We start from the raw sequence: 19588 nt of genomic DNA on the forward strand, positions 1-19588 counted from the left end.
CGGAAAATACAGGGAAACAAGAGGGGGAACCGTGTTTCCGGGGGCGATGGATTTCTATGTTTTTTGCAACAAGGAAACGCCAACAAGTCTCCATATCACGGCATAATTATAAAGCCCTTTTATGGCAGGTTACTTCATGCATGTTTCGGATTTACGGATGCTGGTAACTGATACGGTAAATGCAGCCAGCCATATCGTCTGATACCAGTAGACTGCCGTCTGGCAATTCCTGTACGTCCACAGGACGTCCCCAAACTTCCTGACTGGCATCATCGAGCCATCCTGATGCAAATACATTTTCGCCGGTCACCTCACTGCCTTCGAGCAAGACATTGGTGACGGTATAGCCACTTTTTTTGCTTCTGTTCCAAGAGCCGTGTTTGGCTACGAAAATGGACTTTTTGAAGGAATCAGGAAACATGTTTCCCGCATAAAACCGCATTCCCAAAGGAGCCACATGAGGTCCCAGTTTGGCTTTTGGAGCCTGATAAGCGGATTGTTCTTCTCCAGCATCTCCAAATTCAGGGTCTTTGACGTCGCCTGCGTGCCAGTAAGGATAGCCAAAATGTTGGCCTGTTTCAGTTACCGCATTTAGTTCGCATTCAGGGACATTGTCGCCCATTTGGTCGCGTCCGTTATCGGTAAACCAGAGGTTTTTGCTGTCCGGATGCCAGTCAAAACCAACTGAGTTTCGCACACCATGCGCTACGATTTCCGGGGATGGATCCTTCGCACTGACGTCCAATCGGGTGATGGAGGCGAAGATGTCTTTCTCAGGGTCGCAGATATTGCATGGAGCACCCACTGGCACGTAAAGCAGGCCGTCGGGGCCAAAAGCAATGAATTTCCATCCATGGTGCCCCTCTGTGGGATATTGATCATAAACCACTTCGAAACTGGGGTCGGTTAGGTGGTTTTTGATGTCCGGGAATTTTAAAATGCGATTGATTTCTGCGACATACAAATCCCCGTCCTTGTACGCCACGCCATTGGGGGAATTTAGCTCTTCTGCCAGCGTGTAGCGAAAGTCTGCTTTTCCATCGCCATTTTCATCGATCACTGCATAGACATTGTTTTCCTGGCGATTTCCTACAAAAACAATTCCTTCTTCAGACATGCTCAGGGAGCGGGCGTTGGGGATATTGGCAGCCCATACGTCGATGGTGAAATTTTCGGGTAATTGGATGGTTTCGAGCTTTACTTCCGCGGAATCCGAAGAAATATCCACCCGGTTTTCTCCATCCTTGGCTTCTATCGGTTTGAGCTTATTTTCCTGATCTGTTCCACACGAAAATATCAAGAGACAGAAGGATAATGTACCAAACAAGGTTTTGTGATAATTCATAAAATAGGGTTTGTAGTGTTCAATAATTCTTCAAGTTAAGAAAAAGTTGATTTTTTTCATCAGAATGATTTATAAACGGGAGAATCCTTATTTTTGCAGCATGTTATCCATCAATAATTTATCCTATTATATCGGCGGGAGGGCATTGTATGAAAATGCTTCCTTGCATATCAAACCAAAAGACAAGATTGGCTTAGTGGGGCTCAATGGAACCGGTAAGTCTACCTTGCTAAAAATCATAAATGGAGACTATCAGCCCAGTAAAGGCGAGATCCAAAAATCAAAAGATTGTACCATTGGGTTTCTAAATCAGGACCTGCTGTCCTATCAGTCGGATGACAGTATTTTGGATGTGGCCTTGGAGGCTTTCAAGGAGACCTTAGGCTTGCAAGCGGAGATCGATGCGGTGCTCAAGCAGATGGAGACCGATTACTCGGAAGAAATCATCCATAAACTGGCCAATTTACAGGAGCGTTTTGAAGCGAATGAAGGATATACCATTAAGGCAAAGGCTGAAGAAGTGCTGGAGGGTATTGGATTTGCTACCAAGGATTTGGTAAGGCCACTGCGGACATTTTCTGGTGGGTGGCGAATGCGTGTAATGCTGGCGAAGTTGCTGCTGGAAAAACCGTCATTGTTAATGCTCGATGAACCCACCAACCACCTTGACCTTCCTTCTATCCAATGGGTAGAAAATTACCTGAAAACCTATGAAGGAGCAGTGATCGTGGTATCCCACGACCAGACTTTTCTTGACAATTGCATTGAGACAACGGTCGAAGTATCGCGGCAAACGTTGACACCATATGCGGGGAATTATTCCTTCTATAAGGAGGAGAAAGTGGAGCGTGAGGAGATCCAGCAGAATGCTTATGAGAACCAGCAAAAGATGATCAAGGACACGGAGCGGTTTATCGAGCGGTTTCGTGCCAAAGCTTCCAAATCCAACCAGGTGCAGTCACGTGTGAAGGCCCTGGAGAGGATGGAACGTGTCAATGAGGTGGTCAGTGATAATATCTCCGTTAATTTTAAATTCAAGTTCTCCAAGCAGTCCGGCAGGGATGTGGTGACCTTGGATCAAGTGTCCAAAGCATACGGAGACATTACCATTTTGGATAATACTTCCGCCAGGATCGAGCGGGGAGATAAGATTGCCCTGATCGGAGCCAATGGCAAGGGGAAGTCCACATTGCTTCGTATCATTGACGGCTCCGAAAAAATCGATGGGCAGCGACAAGAAGGTTATAATGTCGTCAAATCCTTTTTTGCGCAGCACCAATTGGAAGCCCTGAATGTCAACAATGAGATCCTGCAGGAAATGGTGCAAGCGGGCAGTGACAAAACGGAAACCGAGCTGCGGAATGTGCTGGGTTGTTTCTTGTTTACAAATGATGATGTGTTCAAGAAGATCAAGGTACTGTCTGGGGGAGAGAAGTCAAGGGTAGCGTTGGCGAAGACGCTGATTTCCGAAGCGAATTTTTTGTTGCTGGATGAGCCTACCAACCACTTGGACATGCAATCCGTCAATATCTTGATCCAAGCATTAGAGCAGTATGAGGGCACATTTATAACTGTTTCGCACGATCGTCATTTTATCAAGGGGGTGGCCAATAAAATTTGGTATATCGAAGACCATGAGATCAAGGAGTATCCGGGGACTTATGACGAATATATGCTTTGGCGGTCCCAGCAAGATGAAAAAACAGATGCTCCTGCGGTAAAAAAGGAAAAAGTGACTAAACCTAAGCCTGTCAGAAATGATGGAGAGGTGAATCAAGCGAAAAAGGATCTCAAGAAAAAGGAACGTGAACTGGAGGAGATCGAGGATAGCATCATGAAGCTGGAAGAGGAGAAAGCCGGGTTGGAGAAGCAGCTTGCTGATCCGGCCGTTTTCCAAGATGAAGAGCAGTCGCAAAAGGTAAATAAAGCGTATGAGGAATTGAGGGGAAAGGAGCAAAGCCTTACTGCTCAGTGGGAGCAGATCGCAGAAGAAATCCAAGAGCTTCAGGAGGTTGTTTCCTGACGGGGCAGTTGAGAAGTGAAAAATGAAATGCCAGGTCTCCGGTACGGTAGATCTGGCATTATTTTTTATCTTGCTTTTTGATTAAGAACATGACCAAGTAGACTATGCGAATTTTGACCGTGCTATTTTTATGTGGTAGCCTATTGTCTGCAAAAGTGGCTTTTGGCCAGGAGATAATGGAGGATAAGGTTTTTGAGGAAAATATCCAGACCGTACAGCTTTACCGTAATGGTGGCCAGGTTTCAGCCCAAATGAATACTCCTGTGATCCCGCTGGGCAATGGAGGATTGGTATTGGAGTTTGATGACCTTGCCTATGAACCCGATCGATATTCGGCCACCCTGATTCATTGTGATGCCGATTGGACACCATCGGGGCTAAAGTCTGCCGATTACCTCCCCCGTTTCAATGAATTCAATATTACCGAGTACGATTATTCCATAAACACCAGGGTGCCCTATGTGCATTTTACCTTTCCTGTTCCCCAAGTGACCAAGTCCGGAAATTATATCCTTAAAGTCTACCGTGGCCGGAATGAGGACGAGGTGGTCATTACTCGGAGGTTTATGGTGTACCAAGATCAGGCAAAAGTGGGTGTGCAGTTATTACCTCCCTCCATGAATGAGGAGCGGATGAGCGGCCAGCAGATTGATGTTTTAGTGAATTATGGGAGCCGGGATATAAAGAACCCTTTGGAAAATGTCCAGGTTGTGGTGCGTCAAAACCAGCGGTGGGACAATGCAAAAGTCGGAGGAAAGCCTTCCTTTGTTCGCCCAGATAAGAGCCAGTTGGAATATCGGTTTTTTACAGGAGAAAATATCTTCGATGCCGGCAATGAGTTCAGGTTTATAGATTTACGCTATGTGAGGACCACGGGAAGGAATATTGTTTCCATTGACATGAAAGATGATGTAGTCTATGCTTCTACAGCGCTCAACGAGCCCCGGCGTACATCGAGTTATTTGGAGTATTTGGATCTGAACGGGCAGTTTATCATCGAAAATCAAGAGCGGGGAAATCCCAAGTTGGAAAGTGAATATGTGTTGGTGACTTTTTCGGCGGACACAGGTGAGGAAGCCGGAGTCCCTTATGTCTTTGGCGCATTGACCAACTGGGGGCAATCTCCACAGGCGAAGATGACCAAAAATGGGGCGAGTGGTGATTTCCGCACAGCGTTGCTGCTAAAGCAAGGGTGGTATGATTACCAAATTGCCATAAAAAAGGATGGAAGCTGGAACACCACTTTAATGGAGGGAAGCCATTTTCAGACGGAAAATGAATATGATGTTTTGGTGTATTATCGGGATTTCGGGTCTCGCTATGATGAATTGATAGGCTATACGACTATCAATGCCAATAAACGAAGGTTTTAGCAGGCGAGCCATTTCCGCATAATGCCGTTTTTATGGGGCAACTAATCCAAGTGTAAGCTTTATTCACACCGGTAATTAGAATGATTTTAAGCCACGGATAAAAGGGATGTGCACAGATTTGCAATGGCTAAAGCATCCTGTCTAGGTTTGTCAATGTCCATCTGTGGCCATTAGAATAGTAGTCACCGAAAAAGGCCAGCCCTCGACTATTACGTTTGGTCCAAGCCTTAACAGGGAGCCTTCTTCGTGACCAAGGCAAGTCCATGTTAAACGTTAACATCATTTTAAGCCACGGATAAAAGGGATGTGCACAGGTTTGCAATGGCTAAAGCATCCTGCATAGTTTTGTCAGTGTCCATCTTTGGCCAATAGAATAGTAGCTACCGAAAAAGGCCAGCCCTCGACTATTACGTTTGGTCCAAGCCTTAGCAGGGAGCCTTCTACATGATCAAGGCAAGTCCATGTTAAACGTTATCATCATTTTAAGCCACGGATAAAAGGGATGCAGCCATTTGCAATGGCTAAAAGGTCCTATCTATGTTTATCAGTGTTCATCCGTGGCCAAATAGTAGCCGTCGAGAAAGGCTAGTGCCAACGTTTCTGCTTGATAGAGTATCAATTAGCCTGCTGATGTGTCCAATTCCTTATAGAAAGCACAAAGTATCAAAAAAAAACTCCAGCTGATTTGATCAACTGGAGTTTGTCGTTTACTGCTCGTCTTCTTCTTTGTTGGGTTGGTCTTGCTGTTGTTGTCGGGATTTGTACGGGACAAATCCTTCTCTTTTGAACTTGTACGGTTCAGTGCGTTGACTTGGCGAGTTGTTGGCCAAATCCAGCATACCAAAGCCTTTGTGTGTAAAGGCTCCCAGTCCACATTTGAATACGAAATCCTGTACTTCATGTGCTGCATAGAGCGTGAAAGGCAGGGTGTAGCCTCTTACTTCATACTTCACATCCATGTCGTACACGGAGTAAATCCTAGCAAATTTCTTTTGCTGTTCTTTCAGCTTATTTACATAATTCATGTCTGGGACCACCTGGAATTTATAGAAAGATTCCATTTGTTCCTGGCTGTACCATCCTGAGCGCTCCATACGGGTCAAGGTGGATTCGTATAACAAATCCGAGAACTCGTCCGTGTCTGGGTTAATGAACCGTTTGCCGGAATCATCATCAAACGTAGGAGTCAGCAACACCAAAGGGGAGATACAAACGAATTTGTTTGAGGCCTCCAATTCTGGCTCTGATTCTTTTTCTGTGTACTCAGGGGAGATGATGAGATTTCCCAACTCAATTTTTGGCGTTTTGAACACTTGCTCCAGCAAATAGTCAAGGAAGTCTTCATTGGGTGATGAAAGCACTAAGGTAACTAAGCTTGAGTAATAATGCAGGCCACTTCTACTGACTTTGGTCTGTCCTTTAAGACCAGAGAAGTTGAAGTAATTGTAGTTGAAAAACTCTTCACGGCCACCTTTTACAATCAGACCTTTAAGAAACTGGGCCAAAATGTATTGGTGATGAAAGGGTAAATAAGCGCCTTTGTTTTTTAACGAAAATATTAATCTAATTCTCACGGCATTAAAAATAAAATGTTAAACAATAAATTAATCTTTAATCCTCATTACTATATCCATAACGATATAATAATCAATTCATTCGCAAAATTATAATAAAATTTGAATATTTCTTAAACATTAAACCTAAAATGCATAATGTCACCGTCCTTAACGACGTATTCCTTGCCTTCTACGGCGATTTTACCATTTTCGCGACATGCGGCTTCTGTCTTGAATGCTTCGTAATCCGGAAGCTTGATGACCTCAGCTTTGATAAAGCCACGCTCGAAGTCTGTATGGATGACACCTGCTGCGGCAGGAGCTTTCCAGCCTTTTTTGATGGTCCAAGCGCGAACTTCTTGTTTGCCTGCTGTGAAATAGGTGATCAGGTCAAGGAGGTCATAGGCAGCTCTGATTAGTCTGTTAAGGCCACTTTCTTCCAGTCCGTATTCTCCGAGGAACATTTCCTTTTCTTCCATGTCCTCAAATTCTGCGATTTGGGATTCGATGGCCGCACATAGCATGATTACTTCGGCGTTTTCATCCTTTACATTCGCTTTGAGTTTTTCCACGAATTCGTTTCCTTCTTGGATGCTTCCTTCGTCCACATTGGCTACGTACAGCACGGGTTTGATGGTCAGTAAATGGATGTCGCGGATCGCTTCAAGGTCTTCTTTCTCTACATCGATGGCCCTTGCGTTTTTTCCGGCCTCTAATCCTGCTTTGAATACTTTCAGGATTTCCAGTTCCTTTTTTGCTTTGGCATCACCGGATTTGGCGATCTTTTCGATCCTGATGATTTTTTTCTCTACCGATTCCAAATCTTTCAGCTGAAGTTCGGTATCTATTACCTCTTTGTCAAATATTGGGTCAACTTTTCCTGCTACATGGACAACATTGTCATCATTGAAGCATCGGATTACGTGTACGATGGCATCTACTTCCCGGATATTGGCCAAGAACTTATTGCCCAGGCCTTCTCCTTTGCTGGCGCCTTTTACCAATCCTGCAATATCCACAAATTCAATGACGGTCGGCATCACTCTTTCCGGGTCGACCAGTTTTTCGAGCACTTTTAGCCGAGGATCAGGAACCGTAACGACGCCTACATTAGGCTCGATGGTACAGAAAGGGAAATTTGCTGCTTCTGCTTTTGCACTGGAAAGTGCATTAAATAAAGTTGATTTTCCGACGTTGGGCAAGCCAACAATGCCACACTGTAATGCCATTTAACTATTCGCTATTTTATTTTAAATATACGGTACTCTTTATACCCTTTGTAGAACTCCTGTACAGAAACCCTAAAAATCGTATAAACGGGGATGGCCAGTACCATGCCAATCACTCCACCGACTTTTGCTCCCGCAAAGATAATAACAAATATTTCAAGTGGATGGGCTTTTACAGATTTCGAGAAAATTAAGGGCTGTAAAAATAGATTGTCGGTGAGCTGCACCACTGAAAAGACGGATAAAATCTTCAAAATAAAGAGGGGCATTTCTTCCGTGCCAATAAAATCTCCGGTAATTAGGCCCACAATTACTCCAAAAGTAGCCCCCAGCAATGGGCCGGCATAGGGGATCAAATTTGCCACAGCGGCAAATACCCCAATGGTAAGTGCATAATCGACGCCCACGATCGCCAATCCTGTGGATGCGATGGTGAATATTGCTGACATCTGAATAAGCAGGCCTACCAAATAGTTTGATAGGAGCCTTTCCACCTTGTGAAAAGTGGCCACAGAAAGTTCAAAATACTCATTGGGTACCAAATTGATGATATTTCTTCGGAGGAGTCCATTTTCCAACAACAAAAAGAATGAAATGAATACCACAGCAAGGATGGTAATAAGAAGGGAGCTGGTCGTATTGATTAGTCCATTTATAAAACCCTGAAAATTTATTTCACGCACGCTGGCCAGGATGGTCTCCTTTACTTGTTCGAACAGGTTTCCCGGGTTGTTGCTGACGAGGTTGAACTTGATGAGAAATCCTTCCACTTTGTTGATGGGACGCTGGATTTGTTCATACAGAAATTCGATGTCCACATTTTGGATGATTTCGATTTGGTCGATAATTAACGGAATGAACAGTAGGGTGATCAGAAACAGCACCATGCCGATGGTGGCAAAAGAACAAAGGATAGCCATCCACCGGGGAATATGATGGCCAAAAACATGAACGCTGTTGATGCGGTTGGTCATAGGACGTAAGGCGGCGGCAATGACCAGGGAGATGATAAGGTAAAATGCAATATTGGAAAAGTACCACCCCAACAAAAGGAGGAAGATGGTAAAAGCTAGGACGGAAATGATCAGTTTCTGCATACCATAAAAATAAAAAAGAGATTGAACCCTTACTACTTTGCACAAAAAGAATTTTATACAAAACGAGTTGTCCTCAGATGATAGGACTTCTCAAGGTAAAGGTTCAATCCCGAAGGTTCTTTTTAAGCAGGACTTAATCCCACTTTAAATCTTCTCCGAATTTGTCTTCGGAGCTGGTTTCAGCTTCTACTTCATATTGGGAGAAGTCAAAGTCTGCCATCAATTCGTTTTTGACGTGATCTACGGTATCCTGCAAAGCGTCCACGAATTTGGCAAAGTCTTCTTTATACAAGAAGATTTTGTGCTTTTCGTAAACAAAATTGTCATCACGAATTTTGCGTTTACTTTCAGTGATGGTCAGGTAGTAATCGTTTGACCTAGTAGATTTTACGTCAAAAAAGTAAGTTCTTTTTCCAGCTTTTACTTTTCTTGAGAAAATTTCCTCTCTGTCGTTTCCTTTATGCTCTTCCACTTTCCAAAATTTTTAATTACTTGAATCAAGGATTTCTAATACGAACGACAAGTTAAATCAATTCGGGATTTAATATCAAGGGCTGGGAAGGTTTTTTTTTAATTTGACTGGTTTTTTTTATCTAAAAGGTTAAAAACCAGTATCTTTTTTAAGTAAACGGTAAAAATAAAAGGAGTGACATGCGCCACTCCTTTGTTTATTCTGCGTGTAGGTATTGTTTCTTTTCTAGAAGTGCTTCTTCGGATTCCGGATGATCGGGATCATCCACACAGCAGTCTACAGGACATACGGCTGCACATTGTGGTTCCTCATGGAAACCGGTACACTCGGTACATTTTCCTGTAACGATGTAATAAAATTCGTCAGAAACAGGCTCTTGAGGTTCATCTGCATCTACCACTGAACCGTCTTCCAGCTTTACTTCTTTTAGCTCAGTTCCTCCGCCCCATGTCCATTCCAGTCCACCTTCATAAATGGCTGTATTTGGGCATTCAGGCTCGCATGCACCACAATTGATGCATTCATCAGTTATCATTATTGCCATTACAATCTCCTTTTTATAATTACAAATTCAAAATTAAGAAGCATATAACAATATACCAATAGAATTATTGCTACGCTGAATAATTTATAATGAATCTATGTTGATATTCCGAATTCTACTTCTAGAACTCAATTTGGATTCATAAGGTTCTCCTTTATGCCGCTTATTTGGTAAGCTTTCATAACCCGTCAGTATAATTGCTTTACATTGCTAAAGAACAGGTGCTTCTCTTTGTAGATGTCAGTATAAAAATAGTGAGTGGAAAAGCAAGCATTCACCCCAATAGATGTCCTGGTGTTTTTTGAAGGAGTGATTGTTCACCTTTACATTCAAAATAGGTATCTTTGCGTCCTTAATCATAATTCATTTATTTCATGACACTTCAGGAGAGAATAGCTGCCTTCGTGGGGCTGGGTGAGCGGATAGACCAATTATCGAATGCGGAATTTGAAGCGCTGGTTTTCAGGGTAGAAAACAACAACAGTTGGTTTACACCGGATCAGGTGAAGCTGGCCCTACAGGGACTGGTAAACATGCTTGATGAAAAAAAGATGAAGTCATGGATCGGTGCATATGACTTGTCGGAAGTAAAAAGCCCTAAAAGTATTGGAGTCCTGATGGCCGGAAATATCCCCGCGGTGGGCTTTCATGACCTGATGATGGTGCTGATAGCCGGACATATGGCCTGCGTCAAACTTAGTTCTGCCGATCAGGTGCTGATTAAATGGCTGGTGGGTGAACTGGAAAGTATCTCTCCGGCTTTTAAGGGGCGGGTGGTTTTTGAAGAGATGCTAAAAGCCAAAGACGCCTATATTGCCACCGGTAGTGATAATTCTGCCAGGTATTTTAACTATTATTTCGGGAAATATCCGAGTGTAATCCGTAAAAACCGCACCTCGGTAGCGGTGTTGGACGGTAAGGAAACACCGGACGATTACCGGGAGTTGGCCAAGGACATTTTTCAATATTATGGCCTGGGCTGCAGGAACGTTTCCAAGGTTTTTGTAAAGGATGCTTCGCAATTACAGGATTTCTTGACGGCCATTGAAGGATATAATTTTGTCGTCAGCCACCATAAGTACCTGAATAATTATGATTACAACAAATCCATTTATTTAGTAAACGGGGACCAACACCTGGACAATGGTTTTTTGCTCTGTAAACAAAGTGATGAATTGGTTTCTCCAGTGGCCGTCTTATATTATGAAACCTACGAAGGGGTGGATGCGCTAAAAGATAGGCTTGCGGCACAAGCTGAAAAGATCCAATGTGTGGTCAGTAAAGGAGCTTGGTATCCCGAGAGTGTCCCTTTTGGCAAGGCGCAGCAGCCTGAGATTTCCGATTATGCTGATCATGTGGATACCATGGCTTTCCTGCAGGGCTTAGGCTAAAATTTAGGGAGTTTAAATCACTCGGGGAGTTTTTGTATATTGGATGGGGAGTGCCGCTTTGGCAACAGATTAATGTAAACCCTAACCCCATTCCAATTGAAAAAGCATCGATTGAAGGTGTCGTTTCCCACTCCATTTGGGTTGGCCTTGCTCTTGTCGGCATGCAGTATCTTCTTGGCGGTCTTGGAGACAAGGCCGGCAAATGAGGGGGTGGCGGCTTATACTTTTCGAGTGTTGGGGTATTGGAAGGAAGGGTTTTGGGGACTGTTGGCCTTTACCCTCCAGATGGTGCTCATCTTGGTTTTTGGTCATGTCTTAGCCGTTTCCAGGCCCATTTCCAATGCATTGGACCGGATTACGTCAAAGGTCAAAAGTAACGTTCAAGCGGTGATGCTTACCGGTGGGGTGACCATGCTTGCGGGATACTTTAATTGGGGCTTTGGCCTGATAATAGGTGCTGTGCTGGCAAGGAAAATGGGAGAGATGGCTGCCAAAAGGGGCGTAGGCATTAACTATCCGTTGGTTGCTTCCTCAGGCTATTTGGGGATGATGGTCTGGCATGGAGGTTTTTCAGGCTCCGCGCCCTTGAAAGTAGCAGAGTCCGGTCATTTTTTGGAAGAAGAGATCGGTGTGATTCCGGTGAATGAGACCATTCTAAGCACCTTCAACCTAACGCTAAATGCGATCTTGGTGCTGGCCATACTGGGCCTTTTGTACGGACTTGCGAAGTGGAAGAAGGTTACTCCGGAATATCCAGTGGATCAAAGTGGACAGTTGTTGCCTGCAGGAAACGATCAGCTGGGATGGTGGGTAGGAGGAGCGATTTGTCTTTTGGCAGCAAGTGATTTGACGACAGTTGCTGTTTCGGGCTGGGGATTTATTAGTTTGAATTATATTAATTTTTTACTGCTTGGATTGGGGTTGGTTTTTCACAAGAGCTTAAAGCGCTATGTGGCCGCCACAGGTGAAGCCTTGAAGGGTGCTACGGGGATTGTGTTACAGTTTCCTTTTTATGCGGGCATTTTAGGGGTGCTTAGTTCATCAGGCTTATTGGTGTGGATTGCAAATTACTTTGTCCAGGTCAGCTCTCCAGAAACCTTTCCATTGTTGGCCTTTATGAGTTCAGGTTTGATCAATTTATTCGTGCCGTCTGGAGGAGGGCAGTGGGCCGTCCAGGGCCCGGTCATCGTGGAGGCGGCTAAGGAAATGGGGATTTCTGTGTCTGATATGGTCATGGTCATGGCCTATGGTGATGAGGTGACCAACATGCTTCAGCCTTTTTGGGCAATGCCTTTACTGGCCATCACCGGCATTTCTCCAAGAGAGATGTTGGGCTATACCGTGTGTTTTTTCTTGGTAGGATCAGGCGTTTTTATCATTGGGATTTATTGTTTTTTGGGATAGTGTAGAGGATTAGACTTGCTAATGTGGTGGCCTGTAAGAGGGACAACGCGTTTGAAATGGAGCGGTTTGATACAGCGGGTGTGGTCGGTTTCCGGTCATATTGAGGGTAATTAAATCAAGGATCGCTTTTTGCGAGGTGATCGTGGGCTGGTGTTTTTGATTGTTAAAGCGGTAAATTATACCTGTAAGACCCTTTAGGGGTTATTTTAAACCCTTATAAATAAGTAACATTACTTAGGTTTTGCTTCTATTTTTCGGCTAAAAATGTATCTTTGCCAACGATTTAAATGAAATCAAGTTATCACTAAAAATAATTCATTTCAAATGGCATTTGATATAGAAATGATCAAGGCAGTATATGCGAAGTACCCTGAGCGTATCGCAGCTGCCAGAAAGACAGTGGGCAAACCGCTGACTTTAGCAGAAAAAATACTTTACGCTCACTTGTGGGGTGGAGATGCTACGCAGGCCTTTGAAAGAGGGAAGTCTTATGTAGATTTTGCTCCGGATAGAGTAGCGATGCAGGATGCAACTGCACAGATGGCACTTTTGCAATTTATGCAGGCAGGAAAAGAAAAGGTAGCAGTGCCTTCTACGGCGCACTGTGACCACCTTATCTTGGCACAAAAAGGTGCTGAAGAAGACTTGAGAAGCTCCCTTACCGCCAGTGGGGAAGTGTTTAACTTTTTGGAATCAGTTTCTAACAAATACGGCATTGGCTTCTGGAAGCCTGGTGCGGGTATTATTCACCAAGTGGTATTGGAAAACTATGCATTCCCAGGTGGGATGATGATCGGTACCGATTCGCATACAGTAAATGCTGGTGGTCTTGGTATGGTCGCTATTGGTGTAGGTGGTGCAGATGCTGTTGATGTGATGGCCGGAATGCCTTGGGAACTTAAATTCCCAAAATTGATCGGTGTGAAACTGACTGGAAAAATGAACGGTTGGACATCGGCAAAAGATGTGATTTTGAAAGTAGCGGGGATCTTGACCGTAAAAGGTGGTACGGGCTGTATTGTGGAATATTTTGGTGAAGGTGCCAAGTCACTTTCTGCTACAGGTAAAGGAACGATCTGTAACATGGGGGCTGAGATTGGAGCGACCACGTCTACTTTCGGCTATGATGAATCCATGGAGCGGTACCTGAGGTCTACAGACCGTGCTGATGTGGCTGACCTTGCCAACGAAGTTAAGGAGCACTTGACCGGTGATGATGAAGTATATGCCAATCCTGAGCAATACTTTGACCAAGTGATTGAAATTGACCTTTCTACCTTGGAGCCTCATATCAATGGACCATTTACGCCAGATAGAGCTACTCCCGTTTCCCAAATCAGGGCTGAAGCGGAGAAAAACGGCTGGCCTACAAAAGTAGAGTGGGGCTTGATCGGTTCATGTACCAACTCTTCTTATGAGGATTTGTCGAGAGCATCTTCCATCGCCCAACAAGCCGTGGACAAGCAGCTGAAAACCAAAGCGGATTTTGGAATCAACCCTGGTTCTGAGCAAGTAAGGTTTACGGCTGAAAGAGATGGTATGTTGAAGATTTTTGAAGATCTTGACGCCACCATATTTACAAATGCATGTGGGCCTTGTATCGGTCAGTGGGCGCGGACAGGTGCTGATAAGCAAGAGAAGAACACGATCGTTCATTCGTTTAACAGGAACTTCTCCAAACGTGCCGATGGTAACCCTAACACGCACGCATTTGTAACGTCTCCAGAAATGGTGGCCGCGATCGCAATCTCTGGTGATCTAGGCTTTAACCCCCTTACGGATACCTTGACCAATGCAAACGGTGAGGAAGTGAAATTGGATCCTCCGAAAGGAGAGGAACTTCCTGCCAAAGGTTTTGCGGTAGAGGACAATGGATATCAAGCTCCAGCGGAAGATGGAAGCGGAATTGAAGTAAAGGTAAATCCAGATTCCAAACGTCTTCAGCTGTTGACGCCATTTGAGCCTTGGGATGGTAAGAACATCACGGGTGCCAAGCTTTTGATCAAGGCGTTTGGTAAATGTACCACTGATCACATCTCCATGGCAGGTCCGTGGTTGAGATTTAGAGGTCATTTGGATAATATTTCCGATAATTGCCTGATCGGTGCGGTCAATGCGTTTAATGAAGAAACAAATGCGGTGAAGAGTCAATTGACAGGTGAATATGGTCCTGTTCCAGCCACCCAACGCGCCTATAAGGCCGCTGGAATTCCTACTATTGTGGTAGGTGACCATAACTATGGCGAAGGTTCTTCCAGAGAGCATGCAGCGATGGAGCCGAGACATTTGGGCGTGAAAGCGGTGTTGGTGAAATCCTTTGCCCGTATTCACGAGACCAATTTGAAGAAACAAGGTATGCTAGCCTTAACGTTCGATAATGAGGCTGACTATGATAAGGTACAGGAAGATGATACCATCAACTTCTTGGATTTGGACCAGTTTGCGCCAGATAAGCCGTTGACATTGGAGTTTGTTCATGCTGATGGATCCAAAGACGTGATTGTGGCTAACCATAGCTATAATGACGCGCAAATTAAGTGGTTCAAGGCAGGTTCTGCCCTTAATTTGATTAAAGAAGAACAAAAGAAGAATGCCTAATTGTTAATATTTAACAGTTTTTGGTAATAAAGAGGCTTAATGATGGATTCATTAAGCCTCTTTTTTTTTATATTTAAGCTGTATAAAATAACTTTTTATGAATACTAAATGCTTGTTGTTAATGTTTTTGGTCGCTTTGTCTATTTCTTCACATGCGCAAGAAGCGGATTCCATTCCAGAAAAGGACGAGACGGAGATCGGTGTTTCTGAGGGTGATTTCCCCAAAAATGCCTTAAGGTTGTTGGAGGATGTTTCCAGAGTGGACAAGTTTAAGTATTACAAAAAGGACAGCCTGGGAGCCGAGGTGTATGTGGCTAAGTTTAAGGTTAAAGGAGAACAATATACTGTTTTGTTTGATGTAAAAGGAGTACTCAACTGGGTGGAGGTAAATATTGGCCAAAAGGAAATAGAACCTTCGGATAGCCGACAGGCGATTATGGGGTATTTTGATCAGCGCTTTAAACGGACAAAAGTGATGGAAATTAAAAAACTGTTTTTGCCCAAAGGAAGTGGTCTTGAAATTGATACTGTTATTGAGGCTTTTAGTGATGGAAAAGATATGTCATTCTGTACGATCAAGTATATGGTGGAAGTGTCTGGCGATATTGGAGATGGAGCAGCCAAGCTTTATGAAGTGACTTTTAATGAAGCGGGAGAATATGAAAAAATAGAAAGTGTAGAGATGCACAATATGGATAACATCATTTTTTGACCATTGATATGAGGTTTTTCTTAGCCATCGGTATATTTTTTTTGTTAGCGAGTAGTACTTTTGGACAGGATGGGAGTAATACTTATTGGGGGACACAACTCGAGACATCATATACCTATCGGCTCCCAAAAGGATGGAAAGCAAACGGTAAGCTGTATACTCGGATTTTCTGGGCCAAGGATGCCCAAGCAAGGGAGGAAAACAGTAAAACAGCCCCAGCCATGGATGTGATTCGTTTTAGTCTGGCTATCGCAAAAAACCATTCTCCTTTTTTTTCCTACGGGATGGGGTACCTTATTGGTGGAGAGAGAGAATATGGCGGAGCGTTTATTAGGGAGAATAGGTTGTTCCAGCAGGTGACCTTTTCCCAACTACTCAAAGGAAGGTCCCGGTTTGCACAACAAATAAGGTTGGAGGAGCGTTTCTTGGAAAATGGCAATCGATTACGTCTCCGGTTGAAGTTTACCTACGAACTACCGCTTCAGGGCAATAACCTGGATCCAAAAGAGTGGTATTTATTGGGCGAATATGAAGCAATGATGAACTTGAGAAGGCAAGATGAGCAAAGTACTTTTTTTAGCGACAACCGATTTCAATTGAATTTTGGTAGATATACCCAAAAGCTTAAGAAAATTGAATATGGAGTAGGGTACTATTTGACGGATATTTCAAAAGTCGCTGATAAAGAGAAATTTTGGTTCATTCGGTTTGCATTGTTTTTAAATTGATTGTTTAAATAATACAATAAAATAAGTATTTGGTATTTAAAATTTTGGTTTTATGCAAAATTTAATCAATTTTAAACTTAAACTACCATAAGCTGATGAGGCTACCATCGATGAATACTTTTAAGGCAGTCGTTGAACAATCCACGGACATCGTTTTTATTGTGGATAACAAAGCACCGTATAAGGTTGTTTACGGGAATAAGATCTTTTATGAGCAGATAGGAGATAAGTTAGCAGACAAGTCACTGGCAGGGATGCAGGTGGATGAGGGAGCTTTTTCTTTTCATGAGGAATTTATAATTAACCTGGATAACGAATACTTTTCCTTTTTTATGGAAGAGCTAAAGGAGGACCATGTCTTTCTTTTTCACAGGGGCACCAAGGTCAAAATCACTAGTACTGCCCAAGGAGCAGAAACAAGGCAGTTTTCAAACGGGGAAATGCAGTTTTTTAAGCTATTGAACGAAAAAGTCCCCAGTGCCAATTTCCAGCTTGTGTTAGATGGTGATGGGAAAATGTGCTTTTCTTATTTGAGTGATAGGGTAAAAAAGATGTTCAAGCTTGAGGCAGACGGAGAGGAGATCACCAGCTTGGATTATTTGTTGAGTAAAGTCCATCCAATGGACGTCGGGAAGGTGCTGAAGTCGATTGTCCATAGTGCCCGGGTAAAGGGCCATTGGGAGTGTGTTTTTCGAATTTCAGTAAGGGAAAATGCAGAACCGCTGTGGGTTTTGGGAAGGGCTATTCCTGAACATGAATCAGATAATCTATATTGGTATGGCTCTATTGTAGATGTATCGGTTTTGAAAAGGCGGGAGATGGAACTGGAAAAAGCCAAGCTGGATGCAGAGGCTTCCGGTAAGGTCAAGTCAGATTTTATCTCTACGATTATTCATGAGATCCGTACCCCTCTAAATGCCATTTCTGGATCGGTGTTCTCGCTTTACGAAGAGGGCTATGCTGCTGGGCAAAAGCCATTGCTGAACAACATTAGTTTTGCGACGGACAGTTTAATCATCATGGTCAACGACTTGCTGGATTTTCAAAAGACCGAAGCAGGTAAAATCCAGCTTGAATATAAACCGTTTAACCTTCGCGAGCTTTTAGAACAAGTGATCGGAGGGCTAAAATACCAGGCTCATGAATCCAAGAACTCGTTAAACCTCATTGCTTCCGGTCACTTGGACCTGCGTGTAGTGGGGGATCGGTTGCGATTGGCACAGGTGCTGAACAATTTAATTTCCAATGGCCTTAAGTTTACCAATCAGGGAAGGGTGGATGTAACGGCGACCATTGCAGCGGAAACAGACATGGACGTCAGGGTGTATTTTGAAGTGAAGGATACTGGCATCGGCATTGCCCGTGAAAACCTTCAAAAGGTGTTCAATGAATTTGAGCAGGTTACACAAAGTTTTGATGTCAAATATGGGGGGACAGGATTGGGGATGCCCATCACCAAAAAGCTCCTCCAGCTGATGGGAAGTGAAATTCAAGTGGAATCTGAGGAGGGAAAGGGAAGTACGTTCTTTTTCGAACTCTCCTTTATGAAGCCAGTGGCTTCGGAAGTAGGAGCATTGGTATATCCTGAAACCCTAAAGTCGCAAGTTCATAATTTACCTGTTGGGCTGAAAGTGCTGTTGGCAGAAGATAATGATGTCAATGCTATTGTCGTCTTGAAGATTATTAAGCGCTGGGGAATGGTTTGTGAGCGTGTCTGCGACGGACAAGAGGCCGTGGAATTAGCAAAGCGGAATGACTACGATCTGGTGTTGATGGATGTACAAATGCCCATTCTGGATGGCTGCCAAGCTGCCAAGCGGATCAAGGAACATTCATCAGTTCCCATAATTGCCCTTACTGCCGCTTCTAAAAGTGAATGCTGCAGCAAACATGATATGGCCTTTTTGGACGCGTTTGTCTCCAAGCCCATCAATGCCGCTGACTTAAAGGACAGGATTTATAACCTGATTGTACCTCACATTTCCTGAGCCAAGTCCAGGTACTTTTTGGTAAGTTTGATGGAAGAGTCTTTCGAATAAACCTCTTGAAGGTACTTGATGGCTAACGGTTTATTACCTGATAAATAATAATAGATTCCTTTGTTTCTTAATGCGAATAAATTTTTGCTGTTTTGTTTTAAGCTGAAATTGATGTCTTCAATACCTCGCTCCATTTGGCCGTCAAATAGATAATAAAGTCCTCGATTGTTATAAAAATAAGCCTGGCCAGCATTTAGGTCAATGGCTTTATTGACCCATTTGAGGGCAGAATCGATTGCATCTCTTTCAAAGGCGATCAACGACCGCAAGTTGAAAATATTAGGTTCTTCAGGGTTGAGGCTTTCGGCTTTGTTGAGGTTGGTAGTTGCCGATTTATAATCTTTCCTATAATACTGGATCGTGGCTTTGTTCACGTATAGGTCAGTAATGGTTTGGTCATGTTCAATCGCTTGGTCAAACGCTTGCAGCGCCGTTTCATAATTGCCCAATGTTTCTTGCACCAGCCCTCGCAGGAAATACCCTCTGTAATCATCTGGAGCCAAGGCGATCAGCTGATCGGCGTCCGATAAGGCATTATAGTTGGCTCCATTGTCAAAATGGGCAATGCCGCGATGATAATATGCGTCTACATATTGGTGATCGATGGAAATGGCTTTGTTGAAATCGCTGATGGCACGTTGAAAGTCAGATGTCTTAGTGTACGCAATTCCCCGATTGTAATAGGCGTCGACAAACTCTTGGTCCAACGCCAATGCTTCGCTGTAAAAGTCAATGGCTCCATCGAAGTCATTTTCCATCATCTTATTGTTCCCCTTAAGGAGAAATCGTCCCTTTTTATCCTCATTCGAATCGCAAGAGCTCAGAAGGATGAACACTGTAAGGGTTGGGAAAAGAAATTTTAGTAGTTTCTTACTGGAAATCATAGCCTTGATTTAGGTTGTATATGATTTAGAGAGGGATATCAATTCGCGTTTTTTACCATTATCATCAAATATGAATATCCTTTTACTCGTTGGTTTTGGTGGTTTTTAAACGGTAACTACAGCATTAAAGCTTGTATGGCATACTTCGTTGAATGTGAAAGGGCGAAATGAAAGGTTTATGCTCTGTTCAAAC

15 protein-coding genes are annotated in these 19588 nt (G+C 43.6%); 8 read left to right on the forward strand and 7 right to left on the reverse strand.

What is annotated here, in order from left to right; translation table 11 throughout:
• Nucleotides 1-151: 151 nt before the first annotated feature.
• Complete coding sequence (locus ECHVI_RS12300) at nt 152-1345, reverse strand: PQQ-dependent sugar dehydrogenase (RefSeq protein ID WP_015266323.1); 1194 nt, start codon at nt 1343-1345, stop codon at nt 152-154.
• 100 nt (nt 1346-1445) lie between these two features.
• Here ECHVI_RS12300 and ECHVI_RS12305 point away from each other — a divergent pair, with 100 nt between their 5' ends.
• Both ECHVI_RS12305 and ECHVI_RS12310 read left to right on the forward strand, forming a co-directional pair.
• Nucleotides 1446-3368: an ABC-F family ATP-binding cassette domain-containing protein gene (locus tag ECHVI_RS12305; protein ID WP_041739767.1), complete on the forward strand. Its 1923-nt coding sequence runs from the start codon at nt 1446-1448 to the stop codon at nt 3366-3368.
• A 104-nt stretch (nt 3369-3472) separates the two neighbouring features.
• Nucleotides 3473-4741 (forward strand): type IX secretion system plug protein, encoded by a 1269-nt coding sequence (locus ECHVI_RS12310; RefSeq protein ID WP_015266325.1) that lies wholly within the window; start codon nt 3473-3475, stop codon nt 4739-4741.
• A gap of 707 nt (nt 4742-5448) precedes the next feature.
• Here the strand turns inward: ECHVI_RS12310 and cas6 are convergent.
• The 5 genes from cas6 to ECHVI_RS12335 form a co-directional block, all read right to left on the reverse strand.
• Nucleotides 5449-6315: a CRISPR-associated endoribonuclease Cas6 gene (gene cas6, locus ECHVI_RS12315; protein ID WP_015266326.1), complete on the reverse strand. Its 867-nt coding sequence runs from the start codon at nt 6313-6315 to the stop codon at nt 5449-5451.
• 113 nt (nt 6316-6428) lie between these two features.
• Nucleotides 6429-7526 (reverse strand): redox-regulated ATPase YchF, encoded by a 1098-nt coding sequence (gene ychF / locus ECHVI_RS12320; protein ID WP_015266327.1) that lies wholly within the window; start codon nt 7524-7526, stop codon nt 6429-6431.
• An 11-nt stretch (nt 7527-7537) separates the two neighbouring features.
• Nucleotides 7538-8623: an AI-2E family transporter gene (locus tag ECHVI_RS12325; RefSeq protein WP_015266328.1), complete on the reverse strand. Its 1086-nt coding sequence runs from the start codon at nt 8621-8623 to the stop codon at nt 7538-7540.
• Nucleotides 8624-8756: 133 nt separating this feature from the next.
• A complete protein-coding gene (locus ECHVI_RS12330) occupies nt 8757-9095 on the reverse strand; it encodes a DUF3276 family protein (protein WP_015266329.1) in 339 nt (112 codons plus the stop codon).
• 196 nt (nt 9096-9291) lie between these two features.
• A complete protein-coding gene (locus ECHVI_RS12335; RefSeq protein WP_015266330.1) occupies nt 9292-9639 on the reverse strand; it encodes a 4Fe-4S binding protein in 348 nt (115 codons plus the stop codon).
• Between the two features lie 374 nt (nt 9640-10013).
• On the opposite strand from ECHVI_RS12335, the gene ECHVI_RS12340 reads away from it, so the two are divergent.
• The 6 genes from ECHVI_RS12340 (at nt 10014) to ECHVI_RS12365 (ending at nt 18460) form a co-directional block, all read left to right on the forward strand.
• Complete coding sequence (locus ECHVI_RS12340; protein ID WP_015266331.1) at nt 10014-11030, forward strand: acyl-CoA reductase; 1017 nt, start codon at nt 10014-10016, stop codon at nt 11028-11030.
• A gap of 96 nt (nt 11031-11126) precedes the next feature.
• A complete protein-coding gene (locus ECHVI_RS12345) occupies nt 11127-12434 on the forward strand; it encodes a short-chain fatty acid transporter (protein ID WP_015266332.1) in 1308 nt (435 codons plus the stop codon).
• Between the two features lie 324 nt (nt 12435-12758).
• Entirely contained in the window at nt 12759-15032 is a 2274-nt protein-coding gene (locus ECHVI_RS12350) for an aconitate hydratase (protein WP_015266333.1), read from the forward strand.
• A 97-nt stretch (nt 15033-15129) separates the two neighbouring features.
• On the forward strand, nt 15130-15744 hold the full coding sequence (locus tag ECHVI_RS12355; protein ID WP_083891973.1) for a PepSY-like domain-containing protein: 615 nt from the start codon (nt 15130-15132) through the stop codon (nt 15742-15744).
• Nucleotides 15745-15752: 8 nt separating this feature from the next.
• Nucleotides 15753-16472 (forward strand): DUF2490 domain-containing protein, encoded by a 720-nt coding sequence (locus tag ECHVI_RS12360; RefSeq protein WP_015266335.1) that lies wholly within the window; start codon nt 15753-15755, stop codon nt 16470-16472.
• 95 nt (nt 16473-16567) lie between these two features.
• On the forward strand, nt 16568-18460 hold the full coding sequence (locus ECHVI_RS12365) for an ATP-binding protein (RefSeq protein WP_015266336.1): 1893 nt from the start codon (nt 16568-16570) through the stop codon (nt 18458-18460).
• Here ECHVI_RS12365 and ECHVI_RS12370 read toward each other — a convergent pair.
• A complete protein-coding gene (locus ECHVI_RS12370) occupies nt 18448-19395 on the reverse strand; it encodes a tetratricopeptide repeat protein (protein ID WP_015266337.1) in 948 nt (315 codons plus the stop codon). The two genes, ECHVI_RS12365 and ECHVI_RS12370, sit on opposite strands and share 13 nt — an antisense overlap.
• Between the last annotated feature and the right edge of the window lie 193 nt (nt 19396-19588).

The organism is Echinicola vietnamensis DSM 17526 (assembly GCF_000325705.1).
GTDB classification, from domain to species: domain Bacteria; phylum Bacteroidota; class Bacteroidia; order Cytophagales; family Cyclobacteriaceae; genus Echinicola; species Echinicola vietnamensis.